19 protein-coding genes are annotated in these 19,175 nt (G+C 65.5%); 5 read left to right on the top strand and 14 right to left on the bottom strand.

Annotated features, from left to right (window positions below; translation table 11 throughout):
* Nucleotides 1-15 precede the first annotated feature (15 nt).
* The gene (locus WDO72_05615) at nucleotides 16-618 is read left to right on the top strand and encodes a histidine phosphatase family protein (protein ID MEJ0085136.1); all 603 of its coding nucleotides are present in this window, start codon (nucleotides 16-18) and stop codon (nucleotides 616-618) included.
* On the opposite strand, the gene WDO72_05610 is transcribed toward WDO72_05615, so the two are convergent.
* The 4 genes from WDO72_05610 to WDO72_05595 are packed head-to-tail and all read right to left on the bottom strand — an operon-like array spanning nucleotide 615 to nucleotide 6,699.
* Nucleotides 615-2,108, bottom strand: a complete 1,494-nt coding sequence (locus tag WDO72_05610; protein MEJ0085135.1) for an AcvB/VirJ family lysyl-phosphatidylglycerol hydrolase — start codon at nucleotides 2,106-2,108, stop codon at nucleotides 615-617. The two genes, WDO72_05615 and WDO72_05610, sit on opposite strands and share 4 nt — an antisense overlap.
* A 13-nt stretch (nucleotides 2,109-2,121) precedes the next feature.
* Nucleotides 2,122-4,680 (bottom strand): bifunctional lysylphosphatidylglycerol flippase/synthetase MprF, encoded by a 2,559-nt coding sequence (gene mprF, locus WDO72_05605; protein MEJ0085134.1) that lies wholly within the window; start codon nucleotides 4,678-4,680, stop codon nucleotides 2,122-2,124.
* 21 nt (nucleotides 4,681-4,701) lie between these two features.
* Entirely contained in the window at nucleotides 4,702-5,406 is a 705-nt protein-coding gene (locus WDO72_05600) for a hypothetical protein (protein ID MEJ0085133.1), read from the bottom strand.
* A gap of 9 nt (nucleotides 5,407-5,415) precedes the next feature.
* The gene (locus tag WDO72_05595) at nucleotides 5,416-6,699 is read right to left on the bottom strand and encodes an MFS transporter (GenBank protein ID MEJ0085132.1); all 1,284 of its coding nucleotides are present in this window, start codon (nucleotides 6,697-6,699) and stop codon (nucleotides 5,416-5,418) included.
* A gap of 210 nt (nucleotides 6,700-6,909) precedes the next feature.
* Here WDO72_05595 and WDO72_05590 point away from each other — a divergent pair, with 210 nt between their 5' ends.
* Complete coding sequence (locus WDO72_05590; protein MEJ0085131.1) at nucleotides 6,910-8,160, top strand: sorbosone dehydrogenase family protein; 1,251 nt, start codon at nucleotides 6,910-6,912, stop codon at nucleotides 8,158-8,160.
* Between the two features lie 62 nt (nucleotides 8,161-8,222).
* On the opposite strand, the gene WDO72_05585 is transcribed toward WDO72_05590, so the two are convergent.
* The 5 genes from WDO72_05585 to WDO72_05565 all read right to left on the bottom strand — a co-directional run bounded on the left by WDO72_05585 (nucleotide 8,223) and on the right by WDO72_05565 (nucleotide 11,922).
* The gene (locus WDO72_05585) at nucleotides 8,223-8,762 is read right to left on the bottom strand and encodes a DUF4199 domain-containing protein (GenBank protein MEJ0085130.1); all 540 of its coding nucleotides are present in this window, start codon (nucleotides 8,760-8,762) and stop codon (nucleotides 8,223-8,225) included.
* A 91-nt stretch (nucleotides 8,763-8,853) separates the two neighbouring features.
* Nucleotides 8,854-9,267: a response regulator transcription factor gene (locus WDO72_05580; protein MEJ0085129.1), complete on the bottom strand. Its 414-nt coding sequence runs from the start codon at nucleotides 9,265-9,267 to the stop codon at nucleotides 8,854-8,856.
* A gap of 9 nt (nucleotides 9,268-9,276) precedes the next feature.
* Nucleotides 9,277-10,203 (bottom strand): polyphosphate kinase 2, encoded by a 927-nt coding sequence (gene ppk2 / locus WDO72_05575; protein ID MEJ0085128.1) that lies wholly within the window; start codon nucleotides 10,201-10,203, stop codon nucleotides 9,277-9,279.
* 296 nt (nucleotides 10,204-10,499) lie between these two features.
* Nucleotides 10,500-10,841 (bottom strand): UrcA family protein, encoded by a 342-nt coding sequence (locus tag WDO72_05570; protein MEJ0085127.1) that lies wholly within the window; start codon nucleotides 10,839-10,841, stop codon nucleotides 10,500-10,502.
* A gap of 115 nt (nucleotides 10,842-10,956) precedes the next feature.
* Nucleotides 10,957-11,922 carry an AraC family transcriptional regulator gene (locus WDO72_05565; protein MEJ0085126.1) on the bottom strand — a complete coding sequence of 322 codons (966 nt, stop codon included), beginning with the start codon at nucleotides 11,920-11,922 and terminating at the stop codon, nucleotides 10,957-10,959.
* Nucleotides 11,923-12,063: 141 nt separating this feature from the next.
* On the opposite strand from WDO72_05565, the gene WDO72_05560 reads away from it, so the two are divergent.
* The gene (locus WDO72_05560) at nucleotides 12,064-12,657 is read left to right on the top strand and encodes a nickel-binding protein (GenBank protein MEJ0085125.1); all 594 of its coding nucleotides are present in this window, start codon (nucleotides 12,064-12,066) and stop codon (nucleotides 12,655-12,657) included.
* A 101-nt stretch (nucleotides 12,658-12,758) separates the two neighbouring features.
* Here the strand turns inward: WDO72_05560 and WDO72_05555 are convergent, their stop codons facing one another.
* Genes WDO72_05555 through WDO72_05545 form a run of 3 tightly spaced genes read right to left on the bottom strand, consistent with a single transcriptional unit; the run spans nucleotide 12,759 to nucleotide 15,320 of the window.
* Nucleotides 12,759-13,301 (bottom strand): DUF6438 domain-containing protein, encoded by a 543-nt coding sequence (locus tag WDO72_05555; protein ID MEJ0085124.1) that lies wholly within the window; start codon nucleotides 13,299-13,301, stop codon nucleotides 12,759-12,761.
* A 9-nt stretch (nucleotides 13,302-13,310) separates the two neighbouring features.
* Complete coding sequence (locus tag WDO72_05550) at nucleotides 13,311-14,696, bottom strand: L-serine ammonia-lyase (GenBank protein ID MEJ0085123.1); 1,386 nt, start codon at nucleotides 14,694-14,696, stop codon at nucleotides 13,311-13,313.
* A 42-nt stretch (nucleotides 14,697-14,738) separates the two neighbouring features.
* The gene (locus WDO72_05545; protein ID MEJ0085122.1) at nucleotides 14,739-15,320 is read right to left on the bottom strand and encodes a DedA family protein; all 582 of its coding nucleotides are present in this window, start codon (nucleotides 15,318-15,320) and stop codon (nucleotides 14,739-14,741) included.
* 85 nt (nucleotides 15,321-15,405) lie between these two features.
* On the opposite strand from WDO72_05545, the gene WDO72_05540 reads away from it, so the two are divergent.
* Complete coding sequence (locus WDO72_05540) at nucleotides 15,406-16,536, top strand: serine hydrolase domain-containing protein (protein ID MEJ0085121.1); 1,131 nt, start codon at nucleotides 15,406-15,408, stop codon at nucleotides 16,534-16,536.
* Nucleotides 16,537-16,543: 7 nt separating this feature from the next.
* On the opposite strand, the gene WDO72_05535 is transcribed toward WDO72_05540, so the two are convergent.
* The gene (locus WDO72_05535) at nucleotides 16,544-17,617 is read right to left on the bottom strand and encodes a hypothetical protein (GenBank protein MEJ0085120.1); all 1,074 of its coding nucleotides are present in this window, start codon (nucleotides 17,615-17,617) and stop codon (nucleotides 16,544-16,546) included.
* Between the two features lie 163 nt (nucleotides 17,618-17,780).
* On the opposite strand from WDO72_05535, the gene WDO72_05530 reads away from it, so the two are divergent.
* Nucleotides 17,781-18,515, top strand: a complete 735-nt coding sequence (locus WDO72_05530; GenBank protein MEJ0085119.1) for an SDR family oxidoreductase — start codon at nucleotides 17,781-17,783, stop codon at nucleotides 18,513-18,515.
* Between the two features lie 4 nt (nucleotides 18,516-18,519).
* On the opposite strand, the gene WDO72_05525 is transcribed toward WDO72_05530, so the two are convergent.
* Nucleotides 18,520-19,155, bottom strand: a complete 636-nt coding sequence (locus tag WDO72_05525) for a YceI family protein (GenBank protein ID MEJ0085118.1) — start codon at nucleotides 19,153-19,155, stop codon at nucleotides 18,520-18,522.
* Nucleotides 19,156-19,175 lie beyond the last annotated feature (20 nt).

Genomic DNA, 19,175 nt, shown 5'->3' with positions numbered 1-19,175 from the left:
GGGAGCGAATATCCGGTGACTGAAACGCAAACTCTTCCCAGGATTTATCTGGTCCGCCACGGTGAGACCGCCTGGAGCCTGAGCCGGCAATACACCGGCCGCGCGGATATTCCGCTGACCGCGCGCGGCGAACGGGATGCGGTCGAGCTGGGCGCGCATCTGAAGGGTCTCGAATTCGCGCAGGTGCTCATGAGCCCCCTGTTACGTGCGCGGCAGACCGCGAACCTGATCGGATTCAGCACCCACGCAATCGTCGAACCCGATCTCATGGAATGGGACTACGGTAGTTATGAGGGCCGGCGCGCGGCCGACGTGCAGGCGGAACGGCCCGGCTGGGATCTGTTCACGGACGGTTGTCCGGGCGGTGAGTCGCTCGCGGATCTCGCGGTGCGCGCGGAGCGGGTGATCGAGAAGCTTCGGGCGGCGAGCGCAGACGTGCTGATCGTCGCGCATCGCGACGTCCTGCGGATCCTGATGGCGCGCTGGGTCGGGCTGCAGCCCATCGACGCGCGCCGTTTTTATCTCGACACCGCCTCGGTCAGCATCATCGGCTATCAACACGCGCTCGACGAGCCGGCGATCCGCCTGCTGAACGCGTCCGGCGAAAATATTCTCTAGTCAGCGGTCTTCAGGATCGCATCGACGATCTGCGGCGCGAGACCGCTGAAATGATGGCCGTCGCCGATCTGGCGCACCGTAAGCCCCGGCGCCGAAAGCCGCGGGCACGAGCTGCCATGTTCTCCTTCCCCCATCACGCACAGCAGCGGCATCGCGGGCATGCGCGCGATCTCGGGCACTACGGGGTCGCCCTTGTCGTCCGCGCCGGGCAACCATTCGCCCACGGTCACTTCCCAGGTTGCCGCGGTTCCGAGGCCGAGCAGGCTGACGGAGGCGACGCGCTCGCGCGTGGCGGGCGGCAGCCGGTTGAACACGAACGGCATCACGTCGGCGCCGAACGAATAACCGATCAGCAGCACGTGTTGTTTGTGCCAGCGGGAGGAATACTGCGTGATGATTCGATTCACGTCCGTGGCGGTGGATTCCGCCGTGCGCGCGTGCCAGAAATACTTGAGCGAGCTCAGGCCGACGACCGGAATGCCGCGCGCGGCGAGCTCCCCGGACACGCTCTGATCGAGGCCGGCCCAGCCGCCATCGCCGGAGATCATCACGGCGAAGAGGTCGGATTCCTTTGCGGTGGCTGGCACTTCGGTGAGTGGCAGATCGCTCAGGGAATCGGAGCCAGCTTCGTCTATCTTGTTAGCCGCCGTCGCGGGCACGGTGGGCGCCGCGGTGTCGGCGGCCAGCATGGCGCGGTAGTCCTGCCGGGCCCGCGGCCACCAGTCGTCGAGCGGCGTGAGATCGTGCGTGGCCTTCGGCAATGCGATGAGCTTCGCTGTCGGAATCCCCGCGACGAACCCGCGAGTTTGTTTGGCGCTGCACACCGTGTCGCGATCGCCGTGCACGATGGTCCAGGGAAACGCCAGCTTCGGGTCGGGCTGCAGCGTGACCTCCGTGGATTTCGCGATGGGCACCGAATGCAGCCCGGCGCCCGGGCACAGCTGCGCGCCGGCGGTGTCCATCTCCGCGCAGAAACTCAGCGACACGCCGCCGGCAAACGTACCGCGCGGCGCCTGCGCCAGCGTCGAGTAGATGACGGAGGCCCCGGCGGAGTATCCGAACAACACCGGCCGCAGATAGTCGGGCAGCTTCTGCGCCCACTGCAGGTGCTGGCTCAGCGCCTCGACGTCGCCGGCCATGAATGTGCAGGCGGGGGTTTTGGCCGATGCGCCGGCGCCCTTTGGCGCGATCGAAGCGATGTAGGTAGTCGTGTCGACACCGCCGACCAGGAAACCTTCCGCGGCCAGCCGCCGCGCGATCTGCGCGACGCCGCTGCTCCAGCCACCGTCGCCCGAGAACAGCAGTGCCACGTTCGACGGCGCGCGAACCGGGCGAAAGACGTGCACGACGCCGAAACGGCCGCCATCGAGCGTGGATTCGATGAATGCCGGGCCGGGCGAGCCCGGTGCGGGTGTTGCGGCGCAGGGCGTCGCGCCAATCGCCAGCAGCGATGCGAGCAGCATGGCAAACAATTTCGCGGGTGTGTCCATCCAGCTCACTCCTTCAGCGCATGAACACGCGGCGGGTTCCGCCGGCGATCAGCGTCGTCACTTCCATCAGCACACGCGGCAATGCCAGCCCGCCCGGGCAGGCGAGATAACGCGGATGCCACTCGGGGTCGAACTTGTTCTTGTAACGGCGCAGCCCGTTGAAATTGTAGAAATGCTCGCCATGGCGGTACAGGAACGCGGCCATGCGGTTCCACACCGGCGCGAATTCGCGGTCCTGCATGCCCGACAGCGGCGCCATGCCGAGGTTGAACCAGCGGTAACCCGCCTGCCTGCCCCACAACATGATCTCGATGAATAGATAGTCCATGAGGTTGCGCGAGGCGGTGTTGGCGTGGCGCATGAGGTCGATCGACAGTTCGGCCTTGCTGCCCGTGGTCCACAGGTTCGCGAATGCGACGATGCGGCCCTCGAGCCACACGGCGGCACACGGAAAATTGGCGAGGTAGGCCGGGTCGAAGCGGCCCAGTGAAAACCCCTTCTCGGCGATGGCCTTGGCGGTCAGCCACTCGTCCGATACCGCACGCAGCGCTTCCATGTGGGCGGCGACTTCACCGGCGGGCAGCACGGAGAAGCTCAGCCCCTCGCGTTGCGCGCGCTTGTGCGTCTGGCGCAGATCCGCGCGTTTCGAGCCTTCCAGTCCGAAGGCGGCGAGATCCACGCGCGCTTCCTCGCCGAGCTTCGACAGCGCGAAACCGGCGTCGAGATACAGCGGCAGGTTTTCCACGCCCACCTGGTAGAACACCGGCCAGGCGGCGAACCGGTCGCAGGCGTCGCGGAATTCCCATACCAGCTGTTCGCGCACGGCCGCGGGGCCCACCGGGTCGCCCATGGCGACCCAGCATTTGCCGACCGGCTGGAACATGACGAAGCCCGCGTCGTCGTTCGCGAACAGCAGCTTCTTGTCGCCTAACAAGGCGAGATTGGCGCTGGTTTCGTCGGAGCGGTCGATGGCGGAGCGCGCGCGCGCCAACATTGCATCGTCCGGCAGCGGCAGCTCGGGCGGTGCGGGGTGGATCAGTTTCCAGGTGGCGAATGCGCCGACCAGCACGATGACCAGCACGCTGGCGCGCAGCACGCGGGGCGTATTCGCGTGAAAGGCGAACTGCCACCACAGCTCCTGCGAGTAGCCGACATTGCGCGCGGAGAACAGCGCCAGCCACAACGATGCCGCGACCGCCAGCGTGATCGCCAGCGCCCACGGCACCGAGAAGCGCTCTTCGAGCAGGGCTGCGCGGCGGGTGAAGCGGCCCTTCGCGGCGCGCAGCGCGACCAGGATGGCGGCCAGCAGCAGCGCCTCTTCGTAGTCGAACCCCTTGAACAGCGACGCGACGATGCCGGCGGCGAGCAGCACGACGGTGACATGCCAGGCTGCGTCCATCCGCTTCTGCAGACCGCGCGCCAGCAATAGCAACGCGACGCCGGCGGCGCTGCCGACGAGGTGCGACAGCTCGAGCAGCGACAGCGGCACGAAGTGGCGCAATACGTGCAGGCGTGCATCGGCGGCGGGCGTCGCGCCGGAGAACAGCAACACGAGTCCGCACAGAAAGACGCCCGCGGCCAGCGCCTGTGGCGTGACGGCGCGCAGCCAGGCGCGTAGCCAGGTGGTGGCGCTCGCGAGCCCGGCGCGGCGCAACCACGCCTCGCGCCCGGCCACGATGACCAGCGCGATCACGAATGGCAGCAGGTAGTAGATGGCGCGATAGGTGAGCAGCGCGGACAATGCCTCGTGCGGCGGCACCCCGGGCAGCAGCAATAGCAGCACGGTTTCGAACACACCGAGTCCGCCCGGCACGTTGCTGACGACGCCGGCCGCCAATGCGATCAGATAGAGCGCGAGGAACGCGGTGAAGCCCTGAGTGGCACCCGCTGGCAGCAGTACGTACAACACCGCCGCCGTGATGCACAGGTCGACACCCGCGACGGCGACCTGCGCCAGCGCCAGCGGCGCGCCCGGCAGCCGGAGCTGCCATTGCCGGATGGACAGGGGCGTGCGCCGCAGCATGTTCAGCAGGAGATAGGCGACGACGGTGCCCGTCGCCAGCGCGCCGCAGGCGTAGACCCAGGGCAGGCCGACATGCAACACCGCGGCGGCGCGCGGCGCTTCGAACAGCAGCGATCCGCCTAACAACAAGGCGGTGCCCAGCACGAAGGTCAGCGAGCAGAAGGCGATCACCTGTGCGATCTGCCGCGCGCCGACACCGGCGCCGGAATACATGCGGTATCGGATCGAGCCGCCGGACAGCGCCGCGAAGCCCACGCTGTGTCCCACGGCGTTGGCCGCGAAGGACGCCGCCGCGGTGGTCGTCCACGGCACCGTGGCGCCGACGTAACGCAAGGCGAGCACGTCGTAGAGGATCAGCAGCAGGTAACTGCCGGCCGTGAACGCCAGTGCGGTGAGGATCGCGCCTGGCGCGATGCCCGCCATGCTGGCCAACACGTCATCCCAGTGGTATTCCCCGAGGACGTGTTCGATCGCCCAGAACGCCGCGACAAACAGCGCCAGGCCGAACGTGGTGGTGGCGATACGGCGGGTGTTGGGCGCAAAAGCCATGGGCTAGCCTAACTCGCTTCTTTAATTAGGCATGTCCCCTTTTTCCGCGTCGTCTTGTTCGGCGCTGCCGCCGAGGCCTATCCCCAGGCCCATGCCGGCGCCGGCGGCCGCGCCGCCACCCAGTCCGCCGCCTTGTTTGCCGCCGCGCTCGCGCTCGGCTTCACCCTTGCCGCCCTTGCCCCCGCCCGCCGCGCCTGGACGCGCAGGGCCTTGCTTCGGAATCGTCACGTCGGCTGGCATCGGATCGAGATCGAGCACGGCGCGGATGAAATTGCGCAGCGACACGACCAGCTCCGCGGTGTGAACGGCGCGCCCGCCCGCCAGCTCGCTCGCCGCCGCGGCCGCGAGCCGCACCTGCTCTTCCGTGCCTAACAAGATGATGTCCGACAGCGCGGCCTCGACCGCATCGCGGATGCGCCGGGACCGGTCGGAGCCTGCGAGCTCGTTTTCCGCCGCGACGATCTCGGGTGATGTCTGGGTGCGCCGCAAATCGCGCAGGTGGGTGGGATCGACGGCGAGATCTCCGGTGAACGATCCGCCCAGCGTCTTGTACGCTGCGATCAGCGTGCGCAGCCGTTCGTTGATCTGCCGGTTCTCGCGCTCGCGGCGCTGCTGCACGGTCTGCATGACCAGCAGCCGGATGCCGACGCCGAGCAGCGTGATGACCGCCAGGCCTAGCAAGGTCGACAGCAAACCCTGCCACGAACTGAAATCGATGTTGCGCATGCGGCGACCCTAACCCAGATCTCTCGAAATCTCTGCCGGCCGTTGCGCCGGACGCGTGTCGGCGCGGCTCAACAGCAGCGTGAACACGAATCCGGCCAGGCTCGTGAGCCCGAAGAACCACAACATCGCCGCATAACCGGCTGGGTTGCCAGCGCTCGCGCCGCTGGCGTCGTTGAGATAGCCGGCGGCCAGGTTGGCGGTCATCACGCCCGCGCTCTGCAACATGGTCATGAGGCCGTAGGCCGTGCCGAGCTGCTGCGGTTCCACGTATTTCGCCACCGCTGGCCACAACACCGCCGGCACGAGAGAGAACGAGATACCTAACAACACGGTGGACAACCACAACGCATGCGCGCCGCTGCCCAGCACCACGAAGCTCAGCGGCAGCAGCGCCGAGCCCAGCAGCATCAACAACGCATGCCGCCCGACGCGGTCGACCAAAAGGCCGAAGGCCGGCGTCGCGAAGATCGCGGCGAGGAACACGTAGCTGTTGAGCGTGCTCGCGGCCTCGAGATCGAGGCCGTGCGCCTGCTGGAAATACTTGATCGAGAAGGTGCTGCGGAACGCGAAGATCACCGCGTAGAACGTGACGCACAGGCCGACGACGTACCAGTAGGCCGCGCGGAATCGCAGCAGGCTGCCCCAGTCGATGCGATCCGGCGGCGGCGCGATCGCCAGGGTGCCGCGCGGCGCTTCGCGACGGTCCACGAAAAAATACAGCAATGCGCCCGCGAAACAGATGGCGCCGAACACCGCGGCCAGCCACAGCGGCGGCTGCCAGCCTTGCGCGTACAGATCGCGCGCGAAACTCGGCGAGCGGTCGGCAAGATACGAGCCCAGCCGCGCGACGCTCAGGTTCAGCGCGAAGAACAGCGCAAAATTGCGGCCGCCGAACCATTGCGCGAGCGCGACCGTGAACGCCACGATCATGGTTTCGGCGCCGAGGCCGAACAGCAATCGTCCCGCCGCCATCACCACGAATGCGCCGCTCAGCGCCGTCAGCACCGTGCCGAGAAAACACAGCAGCGCCGAAACCAGCGCCACCGAGCGGGCATTGAACCGGTCGCACAACACCCCGCCGATGAGCACCATGAAGATGTTAGGCAGACTGTAGATGGCGTTGAGCGTGCCGAGCTGGGTGTCGGAGAAACCGAGCTGCCGCGTCAACATGTCCGCGACCGGCCCGATGGAATCGTAGACGTAGTAGTTGCCGACCATCGCGAGCGCGCAGGCCAGGAACATCAGCGCTTGCGAGCCGGGCGGCGGAGTTTTCCTGGCGGGTTCGATGCTCATGGGGTCCCGATGTGGCGACGCTCTTGTAACACGCCGCGCTGCACCACGGCACCTTCCTACAACGCCGCGCGGGCTTCACCGGCGAACGGGAGCGCGCGCATTTACTATGTTGCACTCATGAAGACCCTGCGTTGGATGGCAGCCGTAGCGGCGGTTGGATTGGTGGCGCTGACCGCCTGCAAAGTCGGTCCCACCGATCGCGGGCCGGAGATGTCGCCGGCATCGAGTGTCGGGCCGAATCCCTCGTTGCCAGAGCCAAACAAGAAGCTCATTCCCGTCGTGCAGATCGCGGAGGCGAAGGGCTGGCCGCCGGGCATGAAGCCGAAGGCTGCAGCAGGTCTGACCGTGAATGCGTTCGCGACCGGCCTCGCACATCCGCGCTGGCTGTACACGCTGCCGAACGGCGATGTGCTGGTGGCGGAGACCAACGCGCCCGAGCGGCCCGAAGAGAGCAAGGGCCTGAAGGCCAAGGTGACGCAGAAGGTGATGTCGAAGGCCGGCGCCGCGGTGCCGTCCGCCAATCGCATCACGCTGCTGCGCGACGCCGACGGTGACGGCGTCGCGGAGCTCAAGACCGTGTTGCTCGATGGGCTCAATTCGCCGTTCGGCATGGCGCTGATCGGCAACGATCTGTATGTCGCGAACACCGATGCGGTGATGAAGTTTTCCTATGTGGCCGGGACGACGCGGATCTCCACGCCGGGCACGAAGCTTGCGGATCTGCCGGGCGGGCCGCGCAACCATCACTGGACCAAGAACATCATCGCGAGCGCGGACGGCACGAGGCTGTATGCGACGGTGGGGTCCAACAGCAATGTCGCGGAAAACGGGATGGCCGCCGAGGCAGGCCGCGCTGCGATCTGGCAGATCGATGTAGTTAGTGGAGAGAAGCGATCGTTCGCCACCGGGCTGCGCAATCCCAATGGCCTGGCGTGGGAGCCGCGGACCGGTGTGTTGTGGACGGTTGCGAACGAACGTGACGAACTCGGTAATGACCTGGTGCCGGATTACCTGACGTCGGTGAAGCAGGGCGCGTTCTACGGCTGGCCGTACAGCTACTACGGCCAGCATGTGGATGCGCGCGTCGAACCGCCGCGCCCCGATCTGGTGGCGAAGGCAGTGCCACCCGACTACGCGCTGGGCGCGCATGTGGCGGCGCTCGGGCTCGTATATGCGGGAGACGCAGCGCTGCCGCCAGGTCTAACTAATGGCATGTTCATCGGCGAGCATGGGTCATGGAACCGCGAAGTGCCGGCCGGATACAAGGTCGTGTTCGTGCCGTTCAAGGACGGCAAACCCGCTGGAATGCCGCTCGATGTGCTGACCGGGTTCGTCAGCGAGAGAGGCGAGGCGTTCGGCCGGCCGGTGGGCGTTGCGCTGGACGGGAATGGCGCGCTGCTGGTAGCCGACGACGTGGGAAACACGATCTGGCGCGCGGTAAAAGGGGACATGCCGAATTAGCTGGGTGAAAAACTATCGCGTGTCGTCTTTCGCCCAGTTAATTAGGCATGTCCCCTTTTTTTCTACGGTGCGGATCGCGCGGGCAGGAACCGGCTGTTGCGCAACAGCGCCGCGGAAATCAGCGAGATCAGCACGCCGACCGGGAACATCTCGATGAACGTCATCGGCATGCGGAACCAGGGCTTCGCGTACATCTGCGTGAAGCTTTCCGCCGCCGCGATCGCCTGCTGCAGCTCCGCCGGGGACGCGTTGCGCGCCTTCGCGGCCGCAATTACGGAGTTCGAGTACCACTTCGAGAAATCGAAATCGCTGTACGCCGTGACGATCTCCCAGCCGATGACGTACAACAAACACGCCACGGTGCTGATGCCCAGCCCGGCACCGAGCGCCGGTAGGAAACGGATCACCCCGCCCAGCTTCCGGTCGCGGTACTGCTTGACGCCGAGGAACACGGTGGTCAGCGCCACGAGCATCGTCGCGTACCCGAGCAGCAGCCCGCCGGGGGGATGCGCGTCACCCTCGAGCGGCAGCCACTGCCACAACATGGGGATGGCGACGATGAGGCCGCCGATGATTCCGTAGCGCAGGATCGTTGCAGTCATGGAGCACCTTTTCGGGTTGAACAAGGGCGCATGAAAGGCCGGCGCGGACCGGGCGGGCAATCATCCGAACGGGTGATTCGGCCCAAATCGTTCACCGGATCATCCCGAGCTCACGCGCGCGGGCGATGGCCTCGGTGCGGCGCGCCACCTCGAGCTTGGCGAACAGGTTCGCCACGTGGGTCTTCACGGTATTCGGCGAGACCGCGAGCCGGTTCGCGATCTGCTTGTTGGATTGCCCGTCCGCGAGCAGGGCCAGCACCTCGAACTCGCGATCGCTGATCCTGAGGCTTTCGCGCACCAGCACATTGGGCGTGAAGGGTTGCGGCGGCGGCGAACGGAACAGTCGCCTGCCCACCCAGATGCCGAGGCCGAGAAACGCCAGCGCGATCAGCGCGGCATAGGTCTCGACCGCGTGGCTGCGCACCAGGAACCGGAACTCCAGCCAGCGCAGGCCGAATGTCCCGGCCGCGAGCAATGCGCCGTAGATGAGAGCCGTCCGCCACATGGCGGCACTTTAGTAGATTTCGGGCACCAGCATCTGGGCGGGGACGGCCTGGCGCGAATAGTGTTCGTGCCGCTCGCGTTCCGGCAGCACGACCGAAGACTTGGGCACTTCGGCATACGGAAACTGCTTGAGCAGGTGATCGATGCAATTGAGGCGCGCGCGTTTCTTGTCCACCGCCTGCACCACCCACCAGCGCGCTTCGGGAATGTGGCTGCGTTCGAGCATCACTTCCTTCGCGCGTGTGTAGTCTTCCCAGCGGCGGCGCGATTCCAGGTCCATCGGCGACAGTTTCCACTGCTTGAGCGGGTCGTGGATGCGGCCGAGGAAGCGCAGATGCTGCTCCTCGTCGGTGATCGAGAACCAGTACTTGAGCAGGCGGATTCCCGAGCGGACCAGCATGCGTTCGAACTCGGGCACCGAGCGGTAGAACTCCTCGTATTCCTCGTCGGTGCAGAAGTTCATCACGTGTTCGACACCGGCGCGGTTGTACCAGCTGCGATCGAACAGCACGATTTCGCCCGCGGCCGGCAGGTGCGTGACGTAGCGCTGGAAATACCACTGCGTACGTTCGCGGTCGTTGGGCGCGGGCAATGCGACCACGCGGCAGACGCGCGGATTCAGTTTCTGCGTGATGCGTTTGATCGCGCCGCCCTTGCCGGCGGCGTCGCGGCCTTCGAACAGGATCACGACTTTCTGTTTGGTGGCGTACACCCAGTCCTGCAGCTTGACCAGCTCGGCCTGCAGGCGGAACAACTGCGAGAAATACTTGTGGCGATAGTCGCGTTCACCCGCCTCGTTGGCGCCGCCGTCGGGCAGCCCGGGCAGCGGGTGGTAATCCTCGACGTCCATCTCCAGCTCTTCGTCCCAGCTGTCGGCCAGGTCGCGGCGGATGCGGGCGATCAATTGCTCGGCGTCGAGTTCGGGCAGGTCGCTCATGCGTATGTCGGTGCCGGGTGAGACTTACGGGAATCAGCTTAGCACCGCGCGGCACGTGCGCAATCCAGCGTCGACCGCTAATTCCCGCAAGTCCCACCCGGCACCAACCCGCGATGCTGGCCGCTTTCTGTTTCAGCGATGTTTCACGCCTTGTGAAACCCCGCCGCGGACAAAACGCCACGGCGGGGTTTTCACGACTCGAAGAATGCCTGCATGGCCACCGGGCTGATCCCGCGCGAGTGCTGGAAAAAACGCTCGCGCGGCAGTGCAGACAATCGGGGCGAACCCCTGGCCGTTCAGTTCCGGTTGGCCGCGAACAGCCCGACCTTGCGATTGCGGTGATAGTTGCTGAGGTTCTCGTTGCCGACCGCGATCACGCCGTCCGTGACCGCACTCGACACGCAGTCGTCGTACCGCTGGCGCAGTCCGAGCGCCCGGCTGTCGATGCCGCTGCAGACCTGCTCCGCGGCGGCGCGCAGCCGCGCATGCAGCTTGACGACGCCAGCCTTGGTATTGAGCGCAAGATCGCCGTATCGAACGACCGTGCTCGGCACTTCGCCCCGAGCGGTGGCGCCGGCGACGCCCGCGATGGCGAGCGCGGCTGCGACGGTAAGTAGTTTGATGAAACGCTTCGACATGATCGGCTCCTTGGTTGGTGTGGAGCGCATCGTGCCGATTCGAGAACACGGCGTGTTCTCAAGTTCTGACCGGATGTTTAGTTTTACTGAATCGAGATTCGCGGCGGCGCGGAACCTAGGCGGCGTTTCCGGTTACGTGGGTGGTGCGCCACTCGCTCGGCGGCGCGCCGACGGCCTTCTTGAACGCGCGGCTGAACGCGGCCTCGGAATCGTACCCGACCCGGTTCGCGACCGAGGCGATGCTCTCGCTGCCATTTCGCAGGTAGTTGGTCGCGAGCTGCATGCGCCAGTTCGCGAGGTACTGCATGGGCGGGTGGCCGACGTACTGATTGAAGCGCTCGGCGAACGCGGAACGCGACAACGCCGCTTCCTGCGCCAGGGATTCGAGCGTCCAGTCGCGCGCCGGATCCGCGTGCAAGGCCATCAGCGCGCGGCCGACGTACGCATCGCGCAGCCCCGACAACCAGTTGGTGCGATCGGCGGGCAGCGATTCCAGGTGCCGGCGGATCACGTCGACGAACATCAGCTCGCTGATGCGCCCCAGCATCGACGCGCCGCCCATGCGTCCCTTCGATTCGGCCAACGCGGCGCGAAAATAAGCCCCCAGCGCGCCGCTCGCATGGTCCTTGATGTGGATGATGCGCGGCAACGCGGTCAGCAGCGGGTTGTAAGGGCGCGAGTCGCAGCCGAGAAAGCCGCACACGAAATGCGCTTCGTCGCCGCCGTCGGTGCCCATCGAGATCGACACCGGCAGCTGGCCGTCGTCCGGAACGCGGTACATCGACATCTCCGGGGTCTTGCGTTTGCCGAGCTCGGTAGTGAGGACGTGGGTATCGCCCTGCGGCAGCACGATGATGTCGCCGGCCGATAGTTTGACCGGCGGCTCGCCCTCGAGCTCGAGCCAGCAGCTGCCGTGCATGATCAGGTGATAACAGACGAGGTGATCGGAGCCGGGGAACATCGCGTCGACGACGGTTTTTCCCTGCGGCGTCTCCGCGACCCACGGGCAGTGCGCCTGCACGTCGAAGAAGAAAGCGCCCGAAAGGCGGACCGCGCGCAACACGTCGGACAAGGCATCCATACAGACCTCGTCAACCCATGTCCGGACGAAAGAGCAAGAAGCCCGGACGGTTGATCATTCGAAACTAGCCACTCTCTCTTTACTCTGTCAGACGTAGGAGATGGATAGCAACCCACGATTACGCTCACGGAGATGAAGTTTATGAAAGATTTTCGCGCCGCGACGGTGCTGATTCTTGCTGCCTCGAGTTTGCCCGCGGCGGCCGCCGATCCCACGCCGGCCACGCACCGCTACCTGATCGAACGCACGTTTCCCGCCGGCGCGCTCGATGGCGTCGATGCGAACGTGAAACAGAAAGTAAATGCCAACAACCAGACGCTGGATGTCACCTGGGAAAAGTCATACGCGAATGCGGACAAGACCAAGACGTACTGCGTGTACACCGGCCCGAGTGAAAACGCGGTGCGCGAAGCGGCCAAACTGAACGGGCTGCCCGTCGACGTGGTGACGGAGATTCCGGGCGACATCAAGGCGGAGCCGCGCGGCGCCGTGCAGAAGATCGCGCCGGGGAAACACCGCTACCTCGTGAAGCGCCCGGGCCTCGCGAAAGTGGCTGAAGATGCCGATCGGAAGTTCGGCGTGAAGCTGCTGACTTCGTATGCCACCGCGGACAAGCGCGGTTCGTACTCCGTGTACGAAGCGCCCAGCTTCAGTGCCGTGGAAGGCGCCGCGAACGCGAGCGGCGCGCCGTTCGAATCGATCGTGGAGATTTCGGAGACGCTGTACCCGCAATGACCCGCTAGTTAGCGCAAAAGGGGACATGCCTATTTCTTGATGAGAGTGGCGGGGAAACCGCTTCCGTATCAATAAATAGGCATGTCCCCTTTTTCTCCGTTTCAGAAGCTCTTCGCGGGGGCGATCCAGGATTCCACTTCGGTGAAATCGATGAACTGTTTCTCGATCTGCTTTGCGATGTCGGCGTGGCCCTCGCAGCCGGTATTCAACACCTGCGTGCGCACGCTCTGGCCGCCCGGCGCCGACCGCATCACCGTCAGCATCGGATGATCCGTCATGCACGGACCGCGCTTGATCGAATCGTCGAGCACGCCGGTGCGCACGATCGTCGCCAGCAGCTCGCCATATACCGATTTGTCGACCTGCTTGCTGAACACGCCGCTCTTCCCGGTGTACTTCTTGCCCAGGAACACCACGCGTCCGTCGTCGAACACATAGATCTCGTAGACAGGGCAGGTGCCGTAACACGCGCCGCCCGCGACGCCGACGAATTTCTCGCCCGGCTTCCACAGCGGGATTCCGCCGGAAGGTGAACCGGCCGCATAGGGTTTATCCACCGGCTTCTGGTTCACGTCGCCGGGAGTCACGCTCATGCACCCGGCCAGCGCCACCGCGCAAACGAAAACAACGAAATTCAGGTTCATGTTTTCACCCTAACATTCGACGATGTTCACGGCGAGCCCGCCGCGCGACGTCTCTTTGTACTTGGTCTTCATGTCCGCGCCCGTCTCGCGCATGGTCTTGATCACCTTGTCGAGCGATACGTAGTGCGTGCCATCGCCGCGCAACGCCATGCGCGCGACGTTGATCGCTTTGGCAGCACCGATGGCATTTCGTTCAATGCACGGGATCTGCACCAGCCCGCCGACCGGATCGCAGGTCAGCCCCAGGTGATGCTCCATCGCGATCTCGGCGGCGTTCTCCACCTGCAGCACCGTGCCGCCTAACACCGCGGTCAGCGCAGCGGCGGCCATGGAACAGGCCACGCCCACCTCGCCCTGGCAGCCCACCTCGGCGCCCGAGATCGACGCGTTCTCCTTATATAAGAAGCCGATGGCGGCGGCGGTCAGCAGGAAATCCACGATCCCCGCGTCGTTCGCGCCATGCACGAAGCGCGCGTAGTAGTGCATCAGCGCGGGCACGATGCCCGCCGCGCCGTTGGTCGGTGCCGTCACCACGCGCCCGCCGGCGGCGTTCTCTTCGTTGACCGCCAGCGCCCACAGGTTCACCCAGTCGAGCGCGATCAGCGGATCGTGCGGCGCCGCCATCGCGGGCTGCGTCAACTGCGCAAACAACCCCGGCGCGCGGCGCTTGACCTTGTACCCGCCGGGCAACACGCCCGGCGTTGCACAGCCACGCTTCACGCAGGCCTGCATCACGTGCCAGATGTGCAGCAATCCTTCGTCGATTTCCGCGTCGCTGCGCCAGCGACGCTCGTTGCGGCGCATGATGCCGGCGATGGACGTCTTCTCGCGCTCGCACAGCGCTAACAACTCATCGCCGCTGCGGAACGGAAACGGTAGCACGGTGAGATCCGGCACGATGCGTTTGCCGGCGCCCGGCGCCGGTTGATCCTCGACCACGAACCCGCCGCCGACGGAGAAATACGTGCCGGTGAGCAGCTCCGCGCCGCCGTCGGCGAACGCGGTGAACCGCATGCCGTTCGAATGCAGCGGCAACGTATCCCGGTGATTGAAGACGAGGTCGGTGCGCTCGTCGAAGGCGATCGCCTGTTTGCCGAGCAGAAAGAGCTCGTGCGATGCACGAATACGTTCCACCGTGGCCGCAATCGAATCCACATCGACGGTATCGGGCTCATTGCCCGAAAGGCCTAACAAGATGGCCTTGTCGGAGCCGTGCCCCTTGCCGGTGGCGCCGAGCGAACCATACAACATGACCGAAATCCGCGCGACACGCCCGAGCAGCCCTGCTTCGTGCAGGCGCACCGCGAACTGCCGGGCGGCACGCATGGGTCCCACGGTGTGCGAGCTCGAAGGCCCGATACCAATCTTGAACAGGTCGAAGACGCTTAATGCCATGCGGCATTGTCCACGCAATGTGCGGCAAATAGAACCGCGGCGTCAGGCGCTCGGCCCATCCGGAGGCTGCGTGCGCCTTGCCCCATGCCAGCGCAGAAACAGGATGAGGCTGCCAAGAAGCAGCAACCCGAGCGCGATCCACTTTTCAACGGAGTGAAAGTTCTCGACGAGGTGCGAAAACAAGCGCCCCGTCCCATAACCCAGCAGCGAGAAACACACCGCCCACACCGCCGCCGAAACGAGATCCAGCAGGAAGTAGCGGCGCGCGCTCATGCCGGTCAATCCCAGCGCAACCGGCAGCGCGATGCGCAGGCCCCACAGGAATCGCATGCTCAATACAACCAGCGTCTGGTGGCTTTCGATTCGCCGCAGCGCCAGGTTCACCTTGTCGCGCAGCCGTGGAAAATGTACCAGCAACCCCTTCGCGTGCCGCCGCCCGAGATGGAAAAACATCTGGTCGCCGCAGACTGCCGCGAGATATGCGGTGAGCATGACTCCGCGCAGGTCGAGAAATCCGCGGTGCGCGAAGATGCCGCCCAGCACCAGCAGCGATTCGCCCTCGGCGAGCGTGCCGAGAAAGATCAGCGCGTATCCGTAGCTGTGCAGCAGCGCTTGAAGATCCATCCTTGCCCCGGGCCGATTGCCCCTCGTTCTTCCGACGCGGTAGATTGTCCACCGCGGACGAAACGAAAATCTACGAGGGGGACAGATGATTTCGAGGCAGACCCTGGCATGCGTGTTGTTCGCGGCGGCTGCGCCCGCGTTTGCGGATGCCCCACTACAGCAATTCGTGGAACAGGCCATCACGCAGACGCGCGACAGCGCCGGTCTGCCGGCCACGGCGGCGCTGGTGCAGATCAAGGGACGTATCGAAGCGCAGGCTGCCTCCGGCAAGCGCGCGCTCAACCAGAAACCGTCCGTGACGACACGGGATCGCTGGCACATCGGCTCCGACACCAAGGCGATGACGGCGACGTTGATTGCGCGGCTGGTCGAGCGAGGCCTGGTCAGCTTCGACTCCACCCTCGCGCAGCTTTTTCCGGGCGTCGCCGCGGGAATGAATTCGCAGCTGCAGGGCGTCACGTTGCGACAGCTGCTGACACACACCGCCGGTCTGCCGGCGCTCGCCGATCCCCGCGAGATCGCGGACTTCGACACGGTCATCGGCACGCGCAAGAGCCTGCGCGCGCAGCGCGCGATGGTGGTGGCCTATTACCTGCGGCAGCCGCCCGCTTCGAAAGTCGGCGAGTTCGCGTACTCGAACCTGGGCTATGTCATCGCGGGCGCGGTGGTCGAATCGCTTACCGGCGATACCTGGGAAGACGCGCTGCGCGCCGAAGTCTGGAAGCCGCTCGGAATCGTCAATGCGAGTTTCGGCGCTCCGGGCAAGCGCAAGAAATACGATCAGCCGCTCGGGCACGTTCCCGCCCGCGGCGGACTCGTCGCCCTCGATGTGGGCGATCCGAAGAGCGACAACCCACCCGCGGTGGGGCCCGCCGGCACGGTCAACATCACGTTGCAGGACTGGATGCTGTTCGCGCAGGACCAGCTCGATGGCCTTCACGGCCACGGCAAACTACTCAAGCCCGAGACCTACAAGCTGCTGCACACGCCGGTCAAGAACCGCTACGCGATGGGTTGGGGAGTGCTCACGGAGCCCAACGGCGATGTGTCGCTGCTGGCGCATACCGGCAGCAATGGGTATTGGGTGGCGGATCTGCGCATCCTGCCGCAGCAGGACGTGATCTCGATCGTCGTCACCAACGCCGGCGGAGAAAAGGCCGAAAAAGCCGTGCGCGATCTCAGCAAATACATCACCGACCGGGTGGCGCCGAACTGAATGCCGCTCAAAAAGTAACCGGGCGCGCGAGGAAATCGTCGGTGCCGAAGAACATCTCGAAGCCGATGCCGACGCCCCACGTGGCCTCGCGCACCTGCCAGGCTTCGTCCTTCGGCCAGGTGAGGCTGGTGCGGATCTCCATGATCAACCAGTCGCGCGAAATGCTCTTGCGATAGGCGAGCTTCATGCCGTAGTTGCCGAGCGGCACGTCCGCGTCCATCTCGCCGCTGGTGAACAGCTCGGCCGCGATCGCGCGGCGGTTCGGCATGCCGTGCACCAGCGACAAGGCGGTGTAACCGCGCACGCCTTCGGATTCCTGCGAGATCGTGCCCGACGCCGTGAATCGCGCCAGCCAGCTGTAGTCGAAAATCTTTTCGATGTCGACGCGGCTGGTGACGCCCACGCCCTCGCTGTTCTGCCAGAACGCCGTCTCACGGAAACTGAACAACACGTTCTCGGAGGAGCCATGGAAGAAGCGGTAGCTGCCCTTCACGAACGGGTCGACGGGGAAATTGAGGCGTACACCCGCGTCGGCGTCGAAGTGCGCGCCCGCCTTGGGCGAGCGGAAGCGCAGGCCTAACAAGGTCTGATCGTCCTCGACCGGGCCGTACTGGCGCGGAAACGCGCCGGATTCGAGATTGCGCTCGGTGACGTATTCGTCGCGGTTGACGCGGCCGATGAACGCGTGGAACCGTTCGTCGAGGTGCGGCAGCGGCAAATTGACGTTGAAACGCAGCTTCGGCTGGAAGCCGTCGAACTCATCCCACAGCAACGCCGGCGCGAGCGAGCCGCTCGCCTCCTGGTAGGCGGATTCGTCGATCTCGGCGCCGAACACCCGGTCGATGCGCATCGCCGCGCGCCACACCGACTGGAACACCCAGCGCTGGGTGCGGTCGAGCAACGGGTCCTTGGATGTGTACCCCATCGGCACTTTCGCGGTGCCCACCCCGATGACCGCCGTGTCGGCGGCCGAGTAGGCGACATAGGTGGGTTCAGCGGTGCCCGCGTCGTCGGCCACGGCGAGATTTTCCGCTGCGCAGAGCACCAGGCAGCAGAAGAGAGATGAGAGACGGGAGACCATAGGCGAAGCCTGGGGCTTTTAGGCCGTTTGCCGCGTCGGAGCATGCCTTCTTCATCCCGACTTCGCGGCAGGCCGGCTTGTCGGACAATACATGGGCCGGGCGTAGGATAAGTGACCCATCTGACGCCCCGTGTAAGCTGGCGTTCAATTCAAGGGAAACGCCATGACCAGCAGCAAGACCGCCATTGTGACAGGAGCATCGCGCGGCATCGGCGCGGCGATCGCGCGCCGGCTCGCGGCGGATGGATTTGCGGTGGTAATCAATTTCGCGGGCCGTGCCGCGGACGCGGAGGCGCTGCGCGAGCAGATTGGCGCCGACGGCGGCAAGGCGGTCGCGGTGCAAGCCGACGTGAGCGATGCGGCGGCGATGCGGCGCTTGTTCGACGCGGCGGAAGCGGAATTCGGCGGGGTCGACGTCCTCGTGAACAACGCCGGCATCATGCAGCTGGCGCGGATCGCCGATGCGGACGATGCGATGTTCGACCGGCACATCGCGGTGAACCTCAAGGGTGTGTTCAACGGCATGCGCGAGGCCGCGAAGCGCCTGCGCGACGGCGGGCGCATCATCAGCTTTTCGTCGAGCGTCGTCGGGCTCTATCAACCCACGTACGGCGTGTATGCGGCGACCAAGGGCGCGGTGGAGGCGCTCACCCACGTGCTCGCGAATGAAATGCGCGGCCGCAACATCACCGTGAACGCGGTTGCGCCGGGGCCGACCGCGACGGAGCTGTTCCTGACCGGCAAGCCGCAGGAGCTGGTAGATAGGATCGCCAAGGCCGCGCCGCTCGAGCGCCTGGGCCAGCCCGAAGACATCGCCGCCGCCGTCGCGTTCCTGGCCGGGCCCGATGGGGCGTGGATCAACGGCCAGGTGCTGCGCGCGAACGGCGGCGTGGTGTGATTGGCTAGTTCTTCGCCAGCGCCGGGCCGGACAGCTCGGTCTCCAGCACTACTTCCACTTCATCGCCGACACCCATGGTCGTGCCGGGCGCCGGGACGCCCACCGTCACGCCGAAATCCGAGCGCTTGAACCTGCCGGTCGCCGAAAAGCCGATGCGCGCGTGCGGGTCCATCGGGTGGCCCGCGTAACCGCCGTTGTATTTCGCCTCGAGTACTACCGGCTTCGTGACACCGTGGAACGTGAGCTCGCCATCGATGCGCACTTTGTTGGCGCCGATGACTTCGACCTTCGTCGAGCGATAGTGCATCGTCGGGAAATCCTGCGCATCGAGCCAGCCTTTGCCAGCGACCATCGCGAGGAAGCCGTCCGGTGCGTTGTCGCTGGCGATCGACGCCGGGTCGATGGTCACGTCGAGCTTCGACGCGCTGAGTTTCGACGGATCGGTCTCGAGCCGCGCATCCACGCCGGTGAAGCGGCCGGTGAAGGTTGAAAAACCCAGGTGATTCACGCGGAAGATCAGGCTGGTGTGCGCCTTGTCGAGTGTGTAGACGCCTTTGGGTACGGAGGGGGTGTTCGCGGGAGTGGATGCCTGCGCCGCAGCGGCGAGGATCCACAAGGCTGACGAGGTTAAAACGCGCATTTCGGTGCTCCTGTATGAGG

The sequence above is a fragment of the Pseudomonadota bacterium genome, from assembly GCA_037200975.1.
Classification (GTDB): domain Bacteria; phylum Pseudomonadota; class Gammaproteobacteria; order Steroidobacterales; family Steroidobacteraceae; genus CADEED01.
The sequence above is the reverse complement of the archived record's forward strand: the minus strand, read 5'-3'. Positions and strand labels throughout refer to the sequence as shown.